The organism is Alkaliphilus pronyensis, assembly GCF_009017275.1.
GTDB classification, from domain to species: domain Bacteria; phylum Bacillota; class Clostridia; order Peptostreptococcales; family Natronincolaceae; genus Alkaliphilus_C; species Alkaliphilus_C pronyensis.
Window position 1 is genome coordinate 45,159 of the sequence record NZ_WBZC01000001.1, and the last position, 19,966, is coordinate 65,124.

Consider the following 19,966-nt stretch of genomic DNA (forward strand, 5'->3'; position numbering starts at 1 on the left):
TTTAGTACTCCTCTCTAAATCTTTTTAATATATACTGTGCTATTAAATTCATGAAAAGAGTAAAGGAAAATAGCAACAATCCAACTGCATATAAGCTATAGTAGCCAAGTGTACCACTTCCAGCATCTCCACTGGTAAACTCAACAATATAGGCAGTCATGGTTTGCATCGATTGGGTTATATCAAAGGTGAAGTTTTTAGAGCTTCCACTGGCTATTGCAACAATCATTGTTTCTCCAATAGCACGTGATATTCCCAGTATAAAGGAAGCTAGTATACCAGAAAAGCCAGCAGGCACAATTACCTTTAAGGCTACTTCTAGCTTTGTAGCACCCAGAGCTAATGCTCCCTCCCTCAAGGCGTTTGGTACAGAATTCATGGCGTCCTCCGATAGGGATGCCACAAGGGGAATAATCATAATACCCATCACAATTCCTGGACTTAATGCATTTTTAGCTTCAAGGTTTGGAATTAATAGTAGCAGTAAAGGAGTAACAAAGGAATAAGCAAAAAAACCATAAACAATTGTTGGTATTCCAGCCAAAACCTCCATTATAGGCTTGACAATTCTTCTAACTTTATCTGAGGCAAATTCACTTAAATATATGGCTGCTGTTAGTCCAACTGGAATAGCTACACACATTGCAATGAAGGAGGTTATTATTGTTCCATTTATTATTGGTAATATTCCAAAGGATGGATTGGCAGACAGTGGTGCTAGCTTTGTACTGAAGATTTCCCTTAGGGGAACTTGACTAAAGAACTTGTAGGCATCTAATATTAATGTTAGTACAATCCCAATGGTTGTTAAAATTGAAATAGAGGCTGCAACTAGAAAAACTCTAGGCATTAGGTTTTCTACGAACCTACCTTTATCATTGGCAAGATTCTTTTTTATAATTCCTCTTACATTAGTTTGATTTTCCATTTTAAATTATCCTTTCTAGCATGTTGAATTAATTACATTAACTCATGTACAGATTGTTTCAATTATAAACAGCATTAAGATGAGATAGAAATTATCTCATCTTAAGCTTTACTTGTCTAATATTAACTAATGATTTAGTTTTATTTAATTTGCTCTAGTTGCTTTAGGTATTCGTTATATTGAGCAGCAGGTAGTGGAGCAAATCCATTCTCTCCAGCTAATCTTGCAGCTCCTTCTGGAGATACAACATACTTTGCAAAATCAAGTACTTGTGGCTTTTCACTTGCATAGTTAGCATTTAAATAAGTAAATACTGGTCTTGTAAATCCTGCATATGCTAAGTCTTCACCAATTGTATCTAGGTTTGGTTCAACTGGTCCATTTCCAAAGTCAACCTTTACAGCAACAAGCTTATCTGTATTGCTAGCATAGTAGCCATATCCAAAGAAAGCAATAGCATTTTTGTCCTTTGATACTAAATCTACTAGAGTTGAATACTCTTGTTGTAGGTTAGCTGTTTTAACCATGTCTTGCTCGTCAAGAATTTTTTCATAGAAGAACTCGAATGTTCCGTGGTTTTCGTTTGGTCCATAGAACTTAACTTCTTCTTGTGGCCATTCTGATCTTACGTCTGACCATAGTACCTTGTCATCTGCTTTGTATGCTCCTGATAAGTACATATTTACAATTTCTTCTCTAGTCATTTCTGTTGCCCAGTCATTATCTTTATTAATTACAATTGCTAATCCGTCTAGGGCAAGTTTGAACTCTAATACATCTTTACCTAACTCTAGTCCTTTTTCTTCAAGCTGTGCTAACTCTTCTTGCTTAATAGGTCTTGAAGCATCCGCAAAGTCTAACTCACCTGGTATAAACTTCTTGAATCCTGCACTTGATCCTGCACGTCCTACTTGTACACTTACATTTGGTTCTTCTTTTGTCATGTATTCTTCAGCTATATGTGCCATTAGGGGATACACTGTTCCTGATCCATCAACTATAACAGCACCCTCAAGCTTTTCTTCTTGCTCTTCATTTTCGTTTGAACCTTGTTGCTCTTGGTTTTCGCCGCCAGCTGCTGAGTCGTCTTCAGCTCCGCCACCACAAGCTACAGCAGTTATTGCCAATGTGCAAACTAATAGAATTAGAAATATTTTCTTTAACATCAAATACAACCTCCTATTGACTTATGTTTTATTTCTTACAGTTAATAATATACAGTAATTCATATTCGGTTTTGTTATGCGATAGTTAACCGTATGTTAAGAGAATGTTATGTATTATTGCTATCATATCTTAAATTTGCTTACCAGCTCCTTAAGATTAAAGGCTAAGGTAGCAAGAGATTGGCTGGAGCTATTAATCTCCTCCATAAAGGCAGTTTGCTCCTCCATTGAGGCTGAAACCTCCTCGGTGCTTGCAGAATTAACCTCTGATACAGCAGCTAATTCTTGAATCTTATCTTCAACCTCTACCCTTAATTCATCAATTTTTTTACTAGAGTCATTTAAGGTATTAACCTTCGTTTCAAGCATTGCAACTGCTTCTGCAATTTCGAAGTACTTATCCTTAGTTAAGGTGACACTATCCTCTTGATGCTTTGCTATGCCAACTAGATTTTTCATTTCTTCTGTTACTTCTTCTGTTTCCTTTCTTAAATCACTTACTATTCTATCTATTACCTTAGCTGATTCCTTAGACTGCTCAGCCAGCTTTCTAATTTCATCTGCTACAACAGTAAAGCCTCTACCATATTCTCCTGCCCGTGCAGCTTCTATAGCTGCGTTTAGTGCCAGTAGGTTGGTTTTATCGGCTATATTTTCTATAAGCTTACTTGCCTCTTCTATCTTCTTAGATCCTTCACTTGCCTTAATCATTTTAGTCTGTACTTCTTTATTTACACTATTGGACTCCTGTGTGTTTTTAGATAAAACCTCTATTACCTGTAGACCTGACTCTGCTAATTTAGCAACCTTATCTGTAGCCTCTGTCATTTGCGATAGGTTTTTAAAATCCTCTAATATAATAAAGCTTAATTCTTTACTCTTATCTGAGCTCTCTTTTGCACTTTGGGATTGCTGCCAGGAGCCCTGTGAAATTTCACTTATTTTTACTGCAACCTCATTTGAAGACATAGTGGACTGCATTGAGTTGTTTTTCAATTCTTGTGAAGAGTTAGCAACCAATGTTGCTGAATCCTCTACTCTTTTAATAAGCTCTCTGAAATTATACTTAATCTTGGTAATCGCTGCTTCTAAGCTTCCAATTTCATCTTTTCTGTTGGTTTTTAAAGAATTTCCTCCATCCGACAAATTATAATCAGCTATTTCATCTGTAATATTTATTAATCCAGCTATAGGCTTACTTATCGTTTGAGCTAATAAAATGGCTATAATGGTGCTTATTAAAATAATTACTATGGAAATAAATAGTATGTTTTCGCTTAAGGAAGCTACCTCCCTGTATGCATCCTCCTCAGCAACTTCTATTATTAGTCCTGCTGGTGTATTACCTATTTCTATTACTGATAGTGTTCCTATTACCTTTTTTCCGTCATAGCCAGTATATGTATGGGTTTCATTAAATTCATAGTTACCTGTGGTTAATGGCTCAGAAAGTAATTTAGACCCATTAGTTTCAATTGTCTCTTTTAGGGCTGCACCGTTGCTATAAATATCCTTCAAGGTATCTGTTAATAATAAGCCCTCTGCATTTATTAAGTATGAATCGGCATTTGGACCAAGTCTTGTAATTCCACTTTGAACAATATTATTTATTCTCCCTTGATTTAAAACAACATTTAATGTACCAATAGGAACTTCACTATTTGTATTGGAGTACACAGGTGTTGTTAATACTATTAGATTATCCTTTATAAAGCTATTCCAAAATATGTTAGACCAATTCTGTTGACCACTCATTCCCTTGTCTACAAAATCACCTGAGAAGGCCAGTGGGGCAATATCATTCCTTTGATAGGTGTTACTATATACCACCTCATTATACATATTGGTAATAAATATATCTGTGTATTTATGCTTTTCTATTATTGGACTTGAATACTTACTAAAGCTTTTTAATAGCTCCTCTTCCTCTGCTCTACTTAAGCTATACTGATTAAGTGCTTCTAAGCCTTCGCTTATTAGCTTTGACCCTGCTAATACTTTTCCCTCTCCTTCTCTATTGTAGAAGTAATCATTAATACGTTCTGTTGTTAAGTTTGTATAGAGCTGATTACCCTTTAAAATTTCATTTTCTATACTTGTACTGGAGGATTGTATACTTAAGCTGCTTAATATAATAATTGGAATCAGACCTGTAACTACTATCATTAAAAGTAGTTTATATCTAATTTTTAAATTATCTAATAGGGAGGCCCTTTGGTTTATAGTTTTCTTTCTCCCATTAGCAATGGGCTTCTTTTTCATTTTATTAATTGTATTAATAGGCTTTATTCTTCCCCTATTAAGTTTAAGTTTATTAAATAGTAGCTTCACTGGTGTAAAAATCCTTACAGATAAGCCCTTCATTCTATACTTAAGTTGAACGATTCTTTTCTTCATAAGTCCTATCATCTTCTTCATCTCTGTTCCCCCTATATAGTCTGTTACTTCCGAAAGCTACCGACAAATAAATATTAACCGTAGTAATTAATCCCGCTAATAACAAGTATAACCTTGATTCTTTTTACAGGAATTAATTTTATGTTAAATTTCCGTTAAATTAGAAACAAGGGTATATGTCACCATGACATTCCCTTGTTTACTTAACAGCTATATTTTTTTCTTAATCTAACAGACTATAGCCTTGCTCCTTTAATTGTGCTTCTCTTTTTCTCAAAAAGCCTATCATATTTTCAATGTGAGTAGATAACTCTATACCAAACTCCTCTGCTGCTTTTTTTATAATATCTCTATTGACTGCCTTTGCAAAGGCTTTATCTTTAATTTTTTTCTTTACAGATTTAACCTCTAAGTCATCAAAGCTTCTTGAGGGTCTTACAAGGGCACATGCAACTATAAAGCTTCCCAGCTCGTCTACAGCATATAGGGCCTTATCTAAGTTAGAAACCCTTTCTGTTCCAGTAAAATCAGCATGTCCTTTTACTGCATATATTATATCCTCTTGAAAACCTTCATTTCTCAATATTTCTTCTCCTTTAAAGGGATGTTCATTTGGATACATTTCAAAATCTATATCATGAGTTAAGCCTGTAATCCCCCATTTTTCAACGTCCTCCTTAAGTAGCTCTCCGTAACCAAGCATGCCAGCTTCAACAGCTAATGAATGCTTTATTAAGCTATCGGACTTAACATACTTCTTAAGTATTTCAAAGGCATCTTTTCTATTCATTGCTTACCTCCAATTAATAATTATTGTATTTTTCATCTATTATAATCCTTATCTAGCTTTTTTTCAAATAGTTTGAAAATACTTAATATATTTGGTTGCACCTTTGAAAACACAGCTACTGTATGATTGGTAATTACAATTTATCTATAATAAAAGTATCCTCTGCTTAAGGCTGCTGTCAAGCTTAAGTAAAATATTGAATGTGTCCATTTGGAAAATACTGTTTTATTAAGCCGGTTAAATAATCCTTTGCTTCTTGTGCTTGATTTTTTTCATACACATACTTAACCCTACCATATTTCCCCCACTTTTTTAAACGTTTTTCGGGATCCATCTCCAGCTTTGTGTTTGGAAATCGCTCTTCTATTATGTTCTTTGCATTCATTGTAAAGCGATGCTGTATTAGCTCAAAGGTAATAAAGCTATTTTGCTGCTGCCCTATATGATTGTGTAGGGCCTCTAGCATTTCCTTATACTGGCCTTTCCAGTTTTCATGTAATATAATTGGCGCTATTAAAAACCCTAATGGATAGCCAGCTAATGCCATCTTTTCTGCTGCCTTTAGCCTATCCCAAAGATTATCTACGTTATGCTCAAAGTTCTTAATTACATAATTAGTGTTTATACTGAACCTAAATCGAGTATTCTTATTATGGTTTATGTCTAACAACGGATCAACAGCAGCGTATTTTGTTACAACCCTAAGCTTACCCTGCTTAAGTCTTCCAAAATGCTCAATGGTTTCCTTAAGGGCACCAGTTATATGCTCAACCCCCAATGGGTCACCTGTACTTGCAGCTTCAAACATAGTTGTATGGGGTAGCTTTTTTTCTATATACTTATCAATTGTATCATACAGTTCTTCTAGGTTACCATATACTCTAACGTATGGTTTTTTGCCTTGAGTTGTAAATAGATAGCAGTACTCACAGCTTCCTGGACAATTTGTCATTAAAGAAAACTGATAGTCTGCCGAAGGCTTACAAACTTCAAGCTTCATGCTACGCTTTATCCCCACTATTAGGGTTTTTTTTGCTGCTGCATATTTGGCCTTTTCATTTTCCCCTGGTAAGTTTCTCACTTGGTTGTGGGATGTTGTTTCTAGCATTTCTACATTATTTTTTATGCAATAATCCCTAACCCTTCTTCCTATTACTGTATTTCTTGCATCAGCCTCAAAATATACACGATCAGGCCTCCATAGCTCCATGTAATCAACCTCCTTAATGAGGTTATTTTTCCACATACTATTCATTCCATACACAACTTTATTAACTCTTTTATCAATGTAGAATATATATAAATAGTATATAATTAACTATTTTTTATTAAGCTATTGGGGTATAATTATTTTTAGTGCTTATTACTGGAGGTTTATTATGAAGAGTCAAAATAAAGGTATTACATTAATGATTTTATCTTCACTTTTCTTTGCTTTAATGGCAACTGCCGTTAAATTTTCTGGAGATTTGCCTACAATGGAGAAGGTTTTCTTTAGAAATGTTGTGGGGTTCATTTATGCTAGCTATGTGCTAAGGAAGTCACAGGTTAGCTTTAAAGGTAATAATACCAAATACTTAATTTATCGTTCTCTATTGGGATTAACTGGTGTATTTCTTTACTTTTTTGCAATAGACCATTTACCTTTAGCCGACGCGGTAGTGTTAAATCAAACTAACCCATTTTTTGTTTTGCTTTTAGCTTCCTTTTTTCTTGGTGAAAAAATTAAAAAACAGCAATATGCTGCTTTTTTCCTTGCTATAGTTGGAATTTCCCTTATAGTAAAGCCCCAGTTTAACTATAGATTGATTCCTGCCGCTGCTGCACTTGCTTCAGCTGTTTTCGCTGCATCTGCTTATACAATTATCCGTTATTTACGTACTACTGATCATCCACATATTATAGTGTTTTACTTTACTGGGTTTTCAACAATTATTTCCATCCCATTTTTACTGTTTGGAGAATTTGTGATGCCTACATTCCCACAGCTAATTTCTTTATTGGCAGTTGGGGTTTTTGCAACCACAGCTCAGCTATTAATGACCTTTTCCTATAGATATGCTGAAGCAGGGGCCTTATCAATATATTCCTATGGCAAAACAATTTTTTCTACAATTATTGGTGTTGTTTTTTTCTTAGAGATACCAGATATATATAGCTTGTTTGGTATATTACTAATAATTGTTAGCGGATTTATAAATTATATGGTTAAAAGAAAGGAAAGCTCAGCATAGATATATGCTGAGCCAGACTTAAACTGTGGTATTGGAAGCTTTCCTTTTCTCTATCCTTTGATTCCTTTTTTCTAGCTGTCTATCGATTCCTCTATTTACTACTAATCTAATAATTGCTATAACGGGAACCCCCAAGAACATTCCTATAACACCAAATAGCTTGCCACCTACTACTATTGAAAAAATAATCCAGAAGGGGCTAACTCCAACACTATCTCCTAATATTTTTGGCCCTAAAATAAGCCCATCAAACTGCTGTAAAGCAAGAATAAATATTATTATCCATAGTGCATTTAAAGGACTATCAAAGAAGGTAATAATTACAGCTGGTACTGCACCAATAAAGGGTCCAAAGTATGGAATCATGTTTGTAACACCAATAATCACGCTTAATAACAGGGCGTAACGTATACCTATAATCTTTAGTCCAATAAAGCATAAGCATGCAATTATAAAGGAGTCTAATGATTTACCTACAATAAATTTTGCAAAGAGGTCGTCTACTTCCCTTGCAAAATCCTTAATTTTATCTACAGTCACATCACTAAACATTACTCTTAAGATTTTTACAAAGCCCTGTTTAAAGGATTCTCTGTCCATTAGCATATAAAAGGATAGTATTAGGCCTAAAACAAAGTTTAATAACCCCGAGGTAATAGATATAACACTTAAGGCAACATTATTTAAAATTACTTCTAATGATTGACTTATGTTATCAAAGGCTTCATTAATCTTTTGGTTTATATGGGTAGCTATATCTATTTGACTAAATGCCTCTATTTCATAAGACCATTTATTAATTAAGTTATCTGTGGCCGTAATATACTCTGGAACGCTGGTAATAATATCGCTTATATTATTGCCTATTTGTGGTGCAATAAAAACAGCTAATAGTGTTATAGAGGTAATTAAAACTATATACATTGTTAATATACTTAGAAGCCTGTGAAGCTTTTTTCGTTTACTAATAAAGTTTATCTTTATAAAGACCTTTTTTTCTAGCCATCGAACTCCTGGACTTAAGAGGTAGGCTATAGAAGCTCCTATTATGAAGGGACTGAGTATCTTTCTTGTAATGGCAAACCCAACTGAAAAGCTCTTTAAATAAAACCCCACATTATTTAGCAAAAGGTAAAATATTATTGACATTGCAACCGTCAAAAAACCATAAAAGGAGTATTTAAAATAATTATTATCTAGTTTAATCCTCATTAGCTATCATCCTTATTATTTTTTCTATCATTATACATCATTTATAGAAAATTAGCTATTATGTAAATGTTAAGATTTAGTATTTAATTAGCTTTTAATTGATGGTTTTACGTTTTTCTTGTTACAGCTTATTTAGAATATAACCAGCTAGCAACGAAAATAAACCTGTGGAAAGTAGTTAACTCATATGTTATTGCTTATTACTTTTCCTTTAGCCAATAATTAGGTACTGTATAGCATTCAACTATACTGCCGATAATGCTATGGGTCCCTACCCTAGTATATGGCCCTTGAAATCTTCCGTTATACATAAATAATCCTATTATATAATTAAAATCATAAAAATCTACATCATCATCACTAAACTTTGCCATAGGCATGGTGGGTACACTGCAAAACTCTTGTAATAGGTAATCCTCTGTTGCCTCTTCCATAATAATTCGTTTCCATTCATCATTATTAAAGTCTCTTCCAATTCTTACCCCTTTAGAGGCATACTTATCCATAGGCTTTAATACAAGCTTATCCTTGTTATCTATGGTATAGCTCACCATGTTATTGTCACTACTATTAAAAATAGTAGTATAGGGTATGTGGTTTTTAATAAAGCCTCTCTCTTCTTCTGTTAAAAAGGAGGTTTTTTCTGTATCATGTAGAATGGCAAATATAATTTTATTATGTATTATTTGTGACCTAATAGGTCCTACCACACAAATATCTCCTGCCATGTAGGCATCTAGGAAATCCTGTATCTCGTGGGCCCTTTCGATTATCTCCCAAGTTACCGCTCTCCTATAAATACAGTCGATTTTAAAATCCTCGTAATAAAGGGCTCCCTCCTTATATTTTAACCATCTAGGATCTACTATTACTGTAGGACATCCCTTCTCTTCAAAGGATTTTTTAAATTCTATAAATTCACTAGGTACCTCTGTGGAAATCCAATCCATAATTGCAACATTTGGTTTTCTGTCATCCTTGCTAAATTCCCTATAGTTCTCCAGTAAGGCATCAACCCAGGAATCAAATAGCTGAAACCCTTTTAGCTCATACTGTAGGTTTTTAATAGCCCTTGTGTTTAGAAATATCCTTTGAAGCTCCCTTTGTTCTATCATTCCAGAGGATCCATCAGCATTAAGCTCACAAAACTGAAAGCCTCCATCATAATGATAAAAAATATCGAATCTTCCCATAGGTATATTGTTCCTATAGCCGTGATCCTTTAGAATAAGCTTTTCTAATAGGGGAGAAAAATGAAAGCACTTTCGAAAATCAGGATTCATAAGGTAATTGTCTATAACCTTATTTAATATTGTCATAAGCTGCTGTGTTAGCTTATCAAATTGATTTAGATCTTCATCTGATAAAAGCATTGGTTGATAAAGAAACTCAACCGGCTTACCCTTATATCTTGCAGGTGATTCCTCAACAGCCTGCTTAACTATTTTGTATTCCTTTATGAAGTCCTCTTTATTCTTTAATAGTTCTTTTTTATAGTCATTAAATAACTCCTTTACTTCCATTGCTATTCCTCCCCACCCATTGGTTTAAACCACACCATTCTAAAGCCTGAATTCCATTTTCCTTTATTAGCTCCTTTGATATAATTGCAGGGTTTTTAAATTGCAGAACCATTTCCTCTATTGCATCTAAATAGGCCTTCTCCTCTTTCCCTAGCCCCTTCTTTGCTAAATCAACTATTAATGGTAATACTTCATTTATTCTTTTACCTCTAAACATTCCATTAAAGCCTTTATCAATAACGTTTCTTCTATAGGCACCTAGCTGTTGGTCATCAGTTTCTTCAGCAAGGCTATACAAATAGTTTAGTGAATCCTCATTATAAAACAGACCCTTTATCAAGGCTACATACCCAAGATTTAAAGGATAGGGTAAGCTGTCACCCATACGTAATTCAATGTATTTACGTGGTCTTACATCTGGAAAAACCATAGACATAATATGCTCTATTTCAGCGGTGGTTAAATCATACATATCCATAAGGTCTTCTGTTTTTAAGTCATTAGTCAATATTAGCTGATTATCCTTAATAATGAAAATTGGAGGTGTATTCAAGATATATTCTGCATACTTTTTGTATCCAAAATCCTTATCCATAGCTCCAGCCAATAGACCACCACGTTTGGAATCAGTATTATCCCATATAATGCTTCGTATGCTATTTTTGTTAAAGATTTCTCCTTCAAAAACTGGTGCATTATCTGAGGCTAAGGATAATAATGGAGATAATAGGTTTGCAACCTTATATTTTCTAATAAAATCCTCTTCATTCCTATAGTCTATTACAACCTGTAATGAAGCAGTCCCCTTCATCATGTTATGGGGATATTTACCCCTTCCCTCAAAATAATTTGACATGTATTGGTATCTTTTTTTGGGATTAAAGGGAATATCCTTTATCCTTGTTTTAGGATGATAGCCTATTGCCATCAGTAATTGCTTCTGCTCCTCCAGTATAGGTATTATATCCCCCAAAAACTTCATATAGTATTCTTCTATTTCTTTTATGTCCATACAAGACTTAACGCTAAGCTCCAGCTGTCCACCTGGCTCTAGGGTTATAGCCCCTATATGGTTTTCTAGCCCCAGTAAATTACTGTTTTCATATTTTGGCGTATATCCTTTAGGTAGCATTTTTTTTAGAATTGTCTCAATACCCTCATCTTGGTAATAATTAATAGACTTAAAGCTGTTTTTCTCCACTATTATATGCTCAAACTCTACACCTATTTTATGGTTTGTCGGTGGTTTTTCTCCCGACTTAAGTATGTCGCATATACTGTTAATTTTATCTTGATATTCCAAGCTTCTCCCACCTTTTTTTTAGCAAGTGTTATAATAAAAACTATAACCTTACCCAATTAATATTTTAATTATATATTAGATTAGCCATAGCAAAAAGAAATTAAATCAATTTTTACCCTTGACATCAATTCTACTTAGTAGTAATAAATATCTAATTAAATATACCCTCCTTGATATTACTTTAAACCTATAGATATTAAACTATATTTTTAACCAATATATTTTTTCATTATTATTGATTATAATAAGGCTGTTGTGCTTAGGGTCATAATAGACTTCTTTAACCTCCCAGGGGAAGGTGTATATCATCTTTTCTTTGCCTTTGCTATCTATTTCCATAAGATTATTATTATTGACTAAATAGCCCTTATTTTTTTGCGATATAACAAACATATCTCTACTATTTAACATTAAGGGGCCATTGAAGAGCTTGGTTTTAGATGTAGCTATGTTCATTACCAATAGTGGTTCTCTTTTGCCTAAACTATAGGCAGTAATATAATCATCAAAAATGAATTTGTAGAAGTTATAGTCCATATTATCTAATATTTTGGTTTTGTCCTGCTCTAAATCAAAAACTAGTATTTTTTTATAGTCGATACCCTCAAAGTGATTATCTATTTTTTTAATATTTCCTACAGCTATTGCTACCCTGTTACTACTATCATTCCATTGGATAACATCGTTGACATTCAAAAGACCCTCCCTTGTGGAAAACAAAGCTTTACTATTTAAATCCTTTAGGGAAAAGATACAAAAGTCTGATCCTATATTGGTTTTTGTTTCGGATACTATTATGCTGTTTTCCTCATTAGTTGCAGGTGTTTTTATGTAGGCAATTAATTCATCATTTGGTGCCCATTTCAATGAAAGTGCATCTATTTCTGCTATATAGCCTCCCTCTTTATTATATATTTCTTTATTATTAAGAACAAAATAGCCTCCATTTTCACTCCAATGGGTGGTTCTTACGAAGTCCTCTAATTGGTCCTCAGACAACTCATCTTTAATAACCTTTAAATTGTAATTATCTAAGCTTAACAGTATTAGCTTGTCCTTTTCTTCTGTTGTCTTTGTATATAGAACAGCTTTTCTATCGGGTGATACTATTACGTTGGTAGCTTTGACTCCAGAGACTCCTTCATCAATTTTAATCCTTTTTTCTTGGGCTAGATGATATAATTGGCTTTTATAATCAACATATAAAGCATCCCTTTCCTTTAAGGGGGTAAACCACTCATAATTCTCAAGTCCTTCAAAAATTACCTCCTCTTGGCTTCCATTGTTGATTAAGTAATAGTTAAAGCCTTCTTCTGTCCTTCCTGTAAAATAAAGGCTTCCATCCTTAACCTCTACACCATTGATATTATAAATATCCTGTTTTAAATCTGCCTCCTTTATTGATAAATCATTTTGTGGCAGTGGCCTTTCCCTTCCAATTTCACTACAGGATGCCAGCATAACTACACAGCTTACTATAAATAATAGATTAATAGCTTTTTTCATACCTCCACCTCCATATGATATATATTATTTACATACTTACCAATAAATATCAGTCAATAGCATAGGAGCAGATTTTTTTGAAAATTCTGGTTATTGTATTGAAGGAGCTTGTAGGTTTTTGTCGAATATATGCTATATAGTTTTTTATTATAAAAGGAGGGATTTTATGTCTATTAAAGCCAAAATGCTTTGTATTCTTGTTATACTAATTGTTTTACCAACCTTTTTCCTTGGCTTTATGAATTACAGAAGTGCCAATGAGGTTCTTCTAAAGGAGCTTCAGCTAACATCCGAGCAGGCTATTTATGAGTCAAATAATGCTTTAAGCTTATTTCAGGAGGCATTAGAGATTAACACCCACATGCTCAGTGATTCCCAAGCCGTAAAGGGTATTTTAGAGGACCCAGAGCTGGAGGATGACATGCTAAGTCTGTTTAGTGCCTTCACCGAAGCTAATCCCCATGTTTTATATGCCTACATAGGTACAAAAGATAAAGTAATGCATATGCATCCATACGTACCTTTATCGGATGACTTTGACCCCACCACTAGACCCTGGTATATAGATGCAGTTACAGCCAATGATCTAATTTGGACAAAGCCTTATGTAGATACTGGCTCTGGTAGCTTAATTGTTTCAGTTGCAAAGCCAGTTTACAATGGCAGTAGCTTTGTTGGGGTTTTAGCCGTAGATGTACAGCTAGATGTTTTATCCAGCTTAATTAGTAATATTAAAATAGGGGAGGATGGTTATGCAACCCTTATTTCACCCAATGGAGAAGTTTATGTTCACCCTACAATTGAGTATGGGGAAAAGCTACCAGTACCTGAGTTAACCACTGCACTAGCAGAAAATGAAACAGGTATAGTAGATTATACATTAGATGGCGATAAGAGATTTGCTGTATTTAACACATTGGCAAACACTGGCTGGAAGGTAGTCGGTATAATGAGATATGAAGAAATAGATAGAAATACCCAGGTTATTTTAAATGATACCATGATTAACGGTGCTATTGCGTTAATAGTAGCTATTGTTATTGGCTTCATCTTCTCTAACATGACTACAAAGCCCCTTAAAAAGTTAGTTGAGGAAATGAAGCTTATAGGCTCAGGTGACTTTACAATACGTAGTAAGATTAAAACAAAGGATGAGGTGGGAACAGTTGCCACTAGCTTAAACTCTATGATTGAAGACTTAAGTTCCTTAATGAAGAATATACAGGGTATGACCAGTGACCTAAACCAGGCGGCAGATACCTTAGCTGCAACCTCTGAAGAGACAAATGCATCAACAGAAGAGGTAAGTCGTACAGTAGAGGAAATTGCAAAGGGAGCTTCTGAGCAAGCAGGAGAAGCTGAAAAAGGTGCTGTAATGACAAATCGTTTATCTGGAAAGTTTGATGAGTTAAGCAGCAATTCACAGCAAATGCTGGAATTATCTCAAGATGTTATTGATGCAAACGATAAGGGTATAGAGGTTGTTACTGGCTTAACAAATAAAAGTGTTGCTAATAGAGAATCAATACTTAAAATAGAAACAGCTATATCGGAGCTAGATAAAAAAGCACAATCTATTGGCTCTATTCTTAAAACAATTAGTGATATTGCTGAGCAAACCAACCTATTAGCCTTAAATGCTGCTATTGAAGCTGCTAGAGCTGGCGAAGCCGGTAGAGGCTTTGCTGTTGTAGCCGATGAAATTAGAAAGCTAGCTGAGGAATCTAGTAATTCCACCGATAAAATTAGAAGTATAATTGAAAACATTCAATCTGAGAGTAACAATACTGTTAATATAATGAAGGAAGTTAAATCACATAATCAGGAGCAAACAGTTGCAGTACAGGATGTTTCTTCCTCCTTCAATGCAATTTCTAGCTCTATTGGGCAAATAACAGAAAAAATACATGACATAAGTGAGTATGTTAAGGAAATGAACCTAGACGGTGAGCAAATAGTAGCAGTTATTGAAAACATATCTGCCGTTTCAGAAGAAACAGCTGCTTCATCACAGCAGGTAACCGCATCGATGCAGCAGACAGCAAGTGCAGTAGAAGACGTTGCAAATGCTGCTAATGAACTAAATCTACTGGCAGACAGATTATCTGAACAGATAAAACAATTTAAGCTTTAAACAGTATTTAAAAGCCTTAGTCAATTATGACTAAGGCTTTTATATATAATAGAGCTTTATTCCTTACCAACCACATTGATTTCATGAACACCCTCCAGACCTTCAAGTGTCTGAATTAGTTCCTCCATATCCACCAGCATGTTTTTAGTTTCAAAGGATATTGTTACATTGGCTGTACCATGTAGAGGTATGTTTTGATTCATAGTCAATATGCTACCCTTTACCTTTGCTATTTCATTAAGTATTGTGGAAAGTACACCAGGTGTATGCTCCAGCAGTAGGGCTATTGTTATAATTTTACCCTTACTTATCTCATTAAATGGTAAAATAGCATCCTTATATTTGTAATAAGCACTCCTACTGATACCTACTATATCAACAGCCTGTTGAATTGTTGTGGCCTCTCCTTTTCTTAATAGCTCCTTTACCTGTAGTGCCTTAATAAAAACCTCAGGCAGTACCTTGGCCAAAACTAAATAATAGGTATTTTTGTCGATTTCCATAGATATATTCATCCCTTCTAATGGCATATACATTTGCTGCTGCATAGTGTACATACTATCATAGTTGCCTATCGGTATCAACGAAAAATCAATGTTTTTAATATATTGTAAACTTTTGTCCTAAATATATATGGGTTATATTGTATCTATAATTCCTAGAGATTAATATAGTGATTTAAACTAGAGATTTTAGTAGCTCCTCCTCCATATTAGTTAATTGCTTGGTGTCCTCTTTAGAAAGTCTTTCCAATAACTGCCTTCTATATTTTTGGCTTTCTTCTACCTTATTTCTTTTTCCCTTAACCTTTTCAATATCTACCCATGATACCTTTTTATTCCTATAGTACAGGTCATAATCAACTAGTCTTTTACCATCTAAGGTGTATTCCAGTGCCATTAATACTTTTTTAATCTCTACTGGGGTATAAAATGTAAATAATCTTACTTGAAAGGCTAAAACCGAATATAATAGTAGTGCGTGATCCCTAGTCCATGACTCCCCCAATATCATTCCAATTTCTAATTTCGTTAGAATAAACACTAATCTTTTATAATTTTCTTTATACTTTCCATATGAGTCATATATGTTAATTCTAAACTCATACCATTCTCCACTTTCAAGACTTTGGGTAATAAACCTTAAGCCTTCTATCCTTAGTCTTTTTTGTATATAGCCTGCATTATATGGTAGCAGTAAATTCGGTTGTAAAAAATCCGTTTCATTTAATGGTCCATTTATTGGCTTGTTGGTTAGGGCTAAAAGTGTATCACCCTTTTCTCCTAATCTTATGCCTTCAATCCAATCCACCAGTTGCCCCTGATATTCCTCCTTAAGTATATCTACAATTTTGCCTTCATCACCAGCTATTCTCATAACCATTGAGGCTGGCCCCATATCTATTCTATGCACTAGCTCATTAATATGACTATTAACAATTTCTACTAGGCATATTGATGCAACCTCATTAATTAGAATTATTTCCTTTACATCCTCTAAAGAGGTTTTAACTGGCTGTGTATCTGTTAAAAAACAGAAGGTGCTACTCTCTGTAGCTAGGTTCATACCATCATGAAAGGATGTTATCTTTCCCCCTAGTCTACTAATAAGGAAGCTCTTCATTTCATCAATTGCTTTAGTTCGAATAAATAAAAACCTCGGACCCATTCTTAAATAAAACAATCTCCTCATCTCCCATAATTAAATTCCAATTCTCCCCAACTCCATTCTTCTTAGTCTGTTGGTTCCTATTGGATATTTCAATTGATACACCTTTTTAGTAGATAAATCAATTATGTTTATGTTTAGTAAGCCATTTAGACCAATAAAATCTGTACCATTATAATGGGCCGGATAAAACCCATGACCAAATAAATAAAAATCCTTATCCTCATTATTATCTTCATGGTAATGATTTAGGTGAAATATTAAGCTTTCTATTTCCACTGTAGCCTTTTCTATTACAATACCCCTATCGGTTAGCCCTGTTACTATATTATGATCATCATGATTACCTAGAGCATAATAGGTTATTGCATCACTTGCATCAAGTCTCTTTATTAGCTTTTTTGCATTTTTATAGTATTCATCCTTAAAGCCCTTAAGGATTTCTAGCTTTATATCATCCACTAAATCCCCTGTATGAATAATATATTTAGGTTTAACCTTTTCTATTACTCTATAAATATAGGTATAAATATCCGAGGGAGTATCGCTTATATGAATAAGCATTGGCCCCACTGCTTCCTTTATAAATTCTTCTGGAATATATGGATAATTAGTTAAAGAGTAAGCAACCTCCTTTATCCTATTAATAATGTTCATTTTTTAGCCTCCTCCTTTTAGCCGCCCCCCACTGGTGGAAAAATAGATAAAACATCATTATCCTCCAAAGCTGTGTCAATTAACCCATCCCTACCATTTACTAATAATATGGCCACCTCTTCTGGAGAGATATTTAATTGATTAAGGACTTCTCTGACAGTTTCACCATCATTTAAACTGATATGAAGGACCTTACCTCTATTTTCCCTTAAGGTTGCAAATAGTCTTACCTCGATTTTCACATGCATCACCTCCTATAAATCCCTTTTTTGATTAGTTATTTATTCGGCAGCTTTAGAATAATTCCTTTTATTAATTATTATTGGCTATTGATATTCAACTAAAATTATCCATTTAACAGGCTATACACTCTGTAAAATCTATTACCTGGGAAATATAATGAAATGTATTATATAGAAAGTAAAGAGCTTCAATAGAAGCTCTTTACAATAGTTATAACTATTTTATACCCAATGCTTTAAGTTTTTCTTCTGAAGGAATACCCCTATTATCCCAACCTCTAACCTCATAGTATTCTGGAAGTATTTCATTTAGTTTAGCTGAGCTTCCCTTAGATGGTCCATCGGCAATAGCTTCTTTAAGAACTCTTGTTGGTAGTGTATCCTCTTCAGGTTTAATGCCTGCCTCCAGATTAAACACTTTTTCTATGTTCCATATTCTTTCTCCAGCTTCAATAAAGGTATCACCTGTAAGGTCAGTACCACAAACTGCGTTATACATATCTGCATAATCCTGGGCACCCATTGCAAAGGAAGTAAACAGACATAGACCTGATGAATCAATTGCAGCTGTAAAATCTTGAAATATTTTTACCCATGTAGCTTTACCCTCTAAAGAAAATCTATCTAGTTTCTCAGGTAGCCCCAAGATTTCGGGGGATATTAAGTAAGCTCTAACGTGACAACCACCTCTATTGGATGTTGCGTATGCCAAGCCTTGACCTTGAATTCCTCTTGGATCGTAGGCTGGAAGCTCTTGCTTCTTGACTGAAATTGAAAATTCTGGTACTCCATAGCCTTCACATAATCTGTAGGAGCCTTCTGCCAGCTTATCTCCAAGTCCTTCTCTTTCTCCCATTCTCTTAGTCCACTCAATAACTGCATCTGCATTACCAAATTCTAAAGGTACTCCATCTACATCCTCTGGTTTTATATAGCCTTTTTCATAAAGCTCCATTGCCGAAGCTATGGTGGTAGCAGCAGAAATAGTATCAAGACCCATTTCATTACACCAATAATTGGCTTTTATTACTGCACCCAAATCAGAAACACCACAGTCGGCGCCAAAGCCCCATATTGTTTCATATTCAGGTCCTCCAGCTTCAAGGTCATCAACTTTACAGTGACGTCCACAAGCGATAGGACATCCATAACAGCCAACCCTTTTAACTAAATACTTCTCTGCTAATGTTTCTCCACTAGTTGCCTCTGCTCCGTGGAAGGTTGATTGCTGCCAGTTGTTTGTTGGGAAAACACCGTTTTCGTTTATGATATTTACTAATACGGCTGTACCGTAGGTTGGTAACCCCTGCCCTGTAACTCCATTTTCCCTTATCTTTTTGTTACAGGCTGCTACAACTTCTTTAAGCCTTTCTGGATTACTAACTTTAACTTTGCCAGTTCCTCTAACTGTAATTGCTTTAAGGTTTTTTGACCCCATAACAGCACCGACTCCAGAACGACCGGCTGCCCTATCTATATCATTCATTACAGCAGCAATTTTCGATAGCTTTTCTCCTGCTGGTCCTATTGTTGCAACCTTTACCTTGTCTCCTAGCTCTGTGTTTAACTCCTTAGTCACTGCTGAGGTAACCTTCCCCCATAAATGTCCTGCATCCTTAATACTTATCTCATCATCATGGATATTAATATAAACCGGTGTGTCTGATTTCCCCTCGATAATGATCATATCGTAGCCTGCCATTTTTAGTTCTGCCCCCCAGCGGCCTCCTGAGTTTGAACAGGCTATAGTTCCTGTTAATGGTGATTTAGTTACAACCATGTATCTGCCACCAGTAGGTGTTGGGGTTCCGCTTAGTGGCCCTGTTGCAAAAATTAGTTTGTTTTCTGGACTTAATGGATCAACCATTGGATTAACCTCATTGGCATAATATCTTTCTGCTAGTCCTCTACCTCCAATATAACCTTTAGCTAACTCCATATCTAATGCTTCTGTCTTAAAGCTCTTATTAGTCAAATCCACCCTAATTATTTTTCCAATATATCCTCCCATAGTATTCCTCCTCTTTTATTTTTACTAATATATTGAGCAAGTGTTATGCCAATTTTCCAAAATACATATATTTATAATTAACATCCTTATAATTTCAACAATTACCCCATTAATAAAATCCATAAAAAAGGATTTGCAAATAATATTCTTTGCAAATCCCAATATTCGTTCCATATCGATACATAAACAGACAGG

The 19,966-nt window shown here is 34.6% G+C and carries 16 protein-coding genes; 2 read left to right on the top strand and 14 right to left on the bottom strand.

Going from position 1 to position 19,966, the window contains the following annotated elements; genetic code table 11:
• Window position 1: 1 nt before the first annotated feature.
• The 5 genes from pstC to splB all read right to left on the bottom strand — a co-directional run bounded on the left by pstC (window position 2) and on the right by splB (window position 6,491).
• On the bottom strand, window positions 2-928 hold the full coding sequence (gene pstC / locus F8154_RS00205; protein WP_151859565.1) for a phosphate ABC transporter permease subunit PstC: 927 nt from the start codon (window positions 926-928) through the stop codon (window positions 2-4).
• A 140-nt stretch (window positions 929-1,068) separates the two neighbouring features.
• A complete protein-coding gene (locus F8154_RS00210; protein WP_151859566.1) occupies window positions 1,069-2,094 on the bottom strand; it encodes a PstS family phosphate ABC transporter substrate-binding protein in 1,026 nt (341 codons plus the stop codon).
• A gap of 123 nt (window positions 2,095-2,217) precedes the next feature.
• Complete coding sequence (locus F8154_RS00215; RefSeq protein ID WP_243141109.1) at window positions 2,218-4,512, bottom strand: methyl-accepting chemotaxis protein; 2,295 nt, start codon at window positions 4,510-4,512, stop codon at window positions 2,218-2,220.
• Between the two features lie 202 nt (window positions 4,513-4,714).
• Window positions 4,715-5,281: an HD domain-containing protein gene (locus tag F8154_RS00220; protein ID WP_151859567.1), complete on the bottom strand. Its 567-nt coding sequence runs from the start codon at window positions 5,279-5,281 to the stop codon at window positions 4,715-4,717.
• Window positions 5,282-5,465: 184 nt separating this feature from the next.
• Window positions 5,466-6,491, bottom strand: a complete 1,026-nt coding sequence (gene splB, locus F8154_RS00225) for a spore photoproduct lyase (protein WP_151859568.1) — start codon at window positions 6,489-6,491, stop codon at window positions 5,466-5,468.
• A gap of 169 nt (window positions 6,492-6,660) precedes the next feature.
• On the opposite strand from splB, the gene F8154_RS00230 reads away from it, so the two are divergent.
• A complete protein-coding gene (locus F8154_RS00230) occupies window positions 6,661-7,515 on the top strand; it encodes a DMT family transporter (protein ID WP_151859569.1) in 855 nt (284 codons plus the stop codon).
• A gap of 18 nt (window positions 7,516-7,533) precedes the next feature.
• On the opposite strand, the gene F8154_RS00235 is transcribed toward F8154_RS00230, so the two are convergent.
• The 4 genes from F8154_RS00235 to F8154_RS00250 all read right to left on the bottom strand — a co-directional run bounded on the left by F8154_RS00235 (window position 7,534) and on the right by F8154_RS00250 (window position 13,059).
• On the bottom strand, window positions 7,534-8,727 hold the full coding sequence (locus F8154_RS00235) for an AI-2E family transporter (protein ID WP_151859570.1): 1,194 nt from the start codon (window positions 8,725-8,727) through the stop codon (window positions 7,534-7,536).
• A 200-nt stretch (window positions 8,728-8,927) separates the two neighbouring features.
• Entirely contained in the window at window positions 8,928-10,250 is a 1,323-nt protein-coding gene (locus tag F8154_RS00240; protein WP_151859571.1) for a glutathionylspermidine synthase family protein, read from the bottom strand.
• Window positions 10,228-11,553, bottom strand: coding sequence for a glutamate--cysteine ligase (locus tag F8154_RS00245; protein WP_151859572.1), 1,326 nt, complete (start codon window positions 11,551-11,553; stop codon window positions 10,228-10,230). The genes F8154_RS00240 and F8154_RS00245 overlap by 23 nt, the downstream gene beginning before the upstream one ends.
• A gap of 201 nt (window positions 11,554-11,754) precedes the next feature.
• Window positions 11,755-13,059, bottom strand: a complete 1,305-nt coding sequence (locus tag F8154_RS00250) for a hypothetical protein (RefSeq protein WP_151859573.1) — start codon at window positions 13,057-13,059, stop codon at window positions 11,755-11,757.
• A 166-nt stretch (window positions 13,060-13,225) separates the two neighbouring features.
• Here F8154_RS00250 and F8154_RS00255 point away from each other — a divergent pair, with 166 nt between their 5' ends.
• Complete coding sequence (locus F8154_RS00255) at window positions 13,226-15,193, top strand: methyl-accepting chemotaxis protein (RefSeq protein WP_151859574.1); 1,968 nt, start codon at window positions 13,226-13,228, stop codon at window positions 15,191-15,193.
• A 56-nt stretch (window positions 15,194-15,249) separates the two neighbouring features.
• Here the strand turns inward: F8154_RS00255 and F8154_RS00260 are convergent, their stop codons facing one another.
• The 5 genes from F8154_RS00260 to F8154_RS00280 all read right to left on the bottom strand — a co-directional run bounded on the left by F8154_RS00260 (window position 15,250) and on the right by F8154_RS00280 (window position 19,771).
• A complete protein-coding gene (locus F8154_RS00260) occupies window positions 15,250-15,729 on the bottom strand; it encodes an ACT domain-containing protein (protein WP_243141110.1) in 480 nt (159 codons plus the stop codon).
• A 142-nt stretch (window positions 15,730-15,871) separates the two neighbouring features.
• The gene (locus tag F8154_RS00265; protein WP_151859576.1) at window positions 15,872-16,876 is read right to left on the bottom strand and encodes a hypothetical protein; all 1,005 of its coding nucleotides are present in this window, start codon (window positions 16,874-16,876) and stop codon (window positions 15,872-15,874) included.
• A gap of 18 nt (window positions 16,877-16,894) precedes the next feature.
• Window positions 16,895-17,518 carry a metallophosphoesterase gene (locus F8154_RS00270; RefSeq protein WP_151859577.1) on the bottom strand — a complete coding sequence of 208 codons (624 nt, stop codon included), beginning with the start codon at window positions 17,516-17,518 and terminating at the stop codon, window positions 16,895-16,897.
• A gap of 17 nt (window positions 17,519-17,535) precedes the next feature.
• Window positions 17,536-17,760, bottom strand: a complete 225-nt coding sequence (locus F8154_RS00275) for a MoaD/ThiS family protein (RefSeq protein ID WP_151859578.1) — start codon at window positions 17,758-17,760, stop codon at window positions 17,536-17,538.
• A 217-nt stretch (window positions 17,761-17,977) separates the two neighbouring features.
• Complete coding sequence (locus F8154_RS00280; protein ID WP_151859579.1) at window positions 17,978-19,771, bottom strand: aldehyde ferredoxin oxidoreductase family protein; 1,794 nt, start codon at window positions 19,769-19,771, stop codon at window positions 17,978-17,980.
• Between the last annotated feature and the right edge of the window lie 195 nt (window positions 19,772-19,966).

Coding starts and splice junctions, on each gene's coding strand:
- pstC (WP_151859565.1), bottom strand. CDS start 928: ATGGAAAATCAAACTAATGTAAGAGGAATTATAAAAAAGAATCTTGCC.
- F8154_RS00210 (WP_151859566.1), bottom strand. CDS start 2,094: ATGTTAAAGAAAATATTTCTAATTCTATTAGTTTGCACATTGGCAATA.
- F8154_RS00215 (WP_243141109.1), bottom strand. CDS start 4,512: ATGAAGAAGATGATAGGACTTATGAAGAAAAGAATCGTTCAACTTAAG.
- F8154_RS00220 (WP_151859567.1), bottom strand. CDS start 5,281: ATGAATAGAAAAGATGCCTTTGAAATACTTAAGAAGTATGTTAAGTCC.
- splB (WP_151859568.1), bottom strand. CDS start 6,491: ATGGAGCTATGGAGGCCTGATCGTGTATATTTTGAGGCTGATGCAAGA.
- F8154_RS00230 (WP_151859569.1), top strand. CDS start 6,661: ATGAAGAGTCAAAATAAAGGTATTACATTAATGATTTTATCTTCACTT.
- F8154_RS00235 (WP_151859570.1), bottom strand. CDS start 8,727: ATGAGGATTAAACTAGATAATAATTATTTTAAATACTCCTTTTATGGT.
- F8154_RS00240 (WP_151859571.1), bottom strand. CDS start 10,250: ATGGAAGTAAAGGAGTTATTTAATGACTATAAAAAAGAACTATTAAAG.
- F8154_RS00250 (WP_151859573.1), bottom strand. CDS start 13,059: ATGAAAAAAGCTATTAATCTATTATTTATAGTAAGCTGTGTAGTTATG.
- F8154_RS00255 (WP_151859574.1), top strand. CDS start 13,226: ATGTCTATTAAAGCCAAAATGCTTTGTATTCTTGTTATACTAATTGTT.
- F8154_RS00260 (WP_243141110.1), bottom strand. CDS start 15,729: ATGTATATGCCATTAGAAGGGATGAATATATCTATGGAAATCGACAAA.
- F8154_RS00270 (WP_151859577.1), bottom strand. CDS start 17,518: ATGAACATTATTAATAGGATAAAGGAGGTTGCTTACTCTTTAACTAAT.
- F8154_RS00280 (WP_151859579.1), bottom strand. CDS start 19,771: ATGGGAGGATATATTGGAAAAATAATTAGGGTGGATTTGACTAATAAG.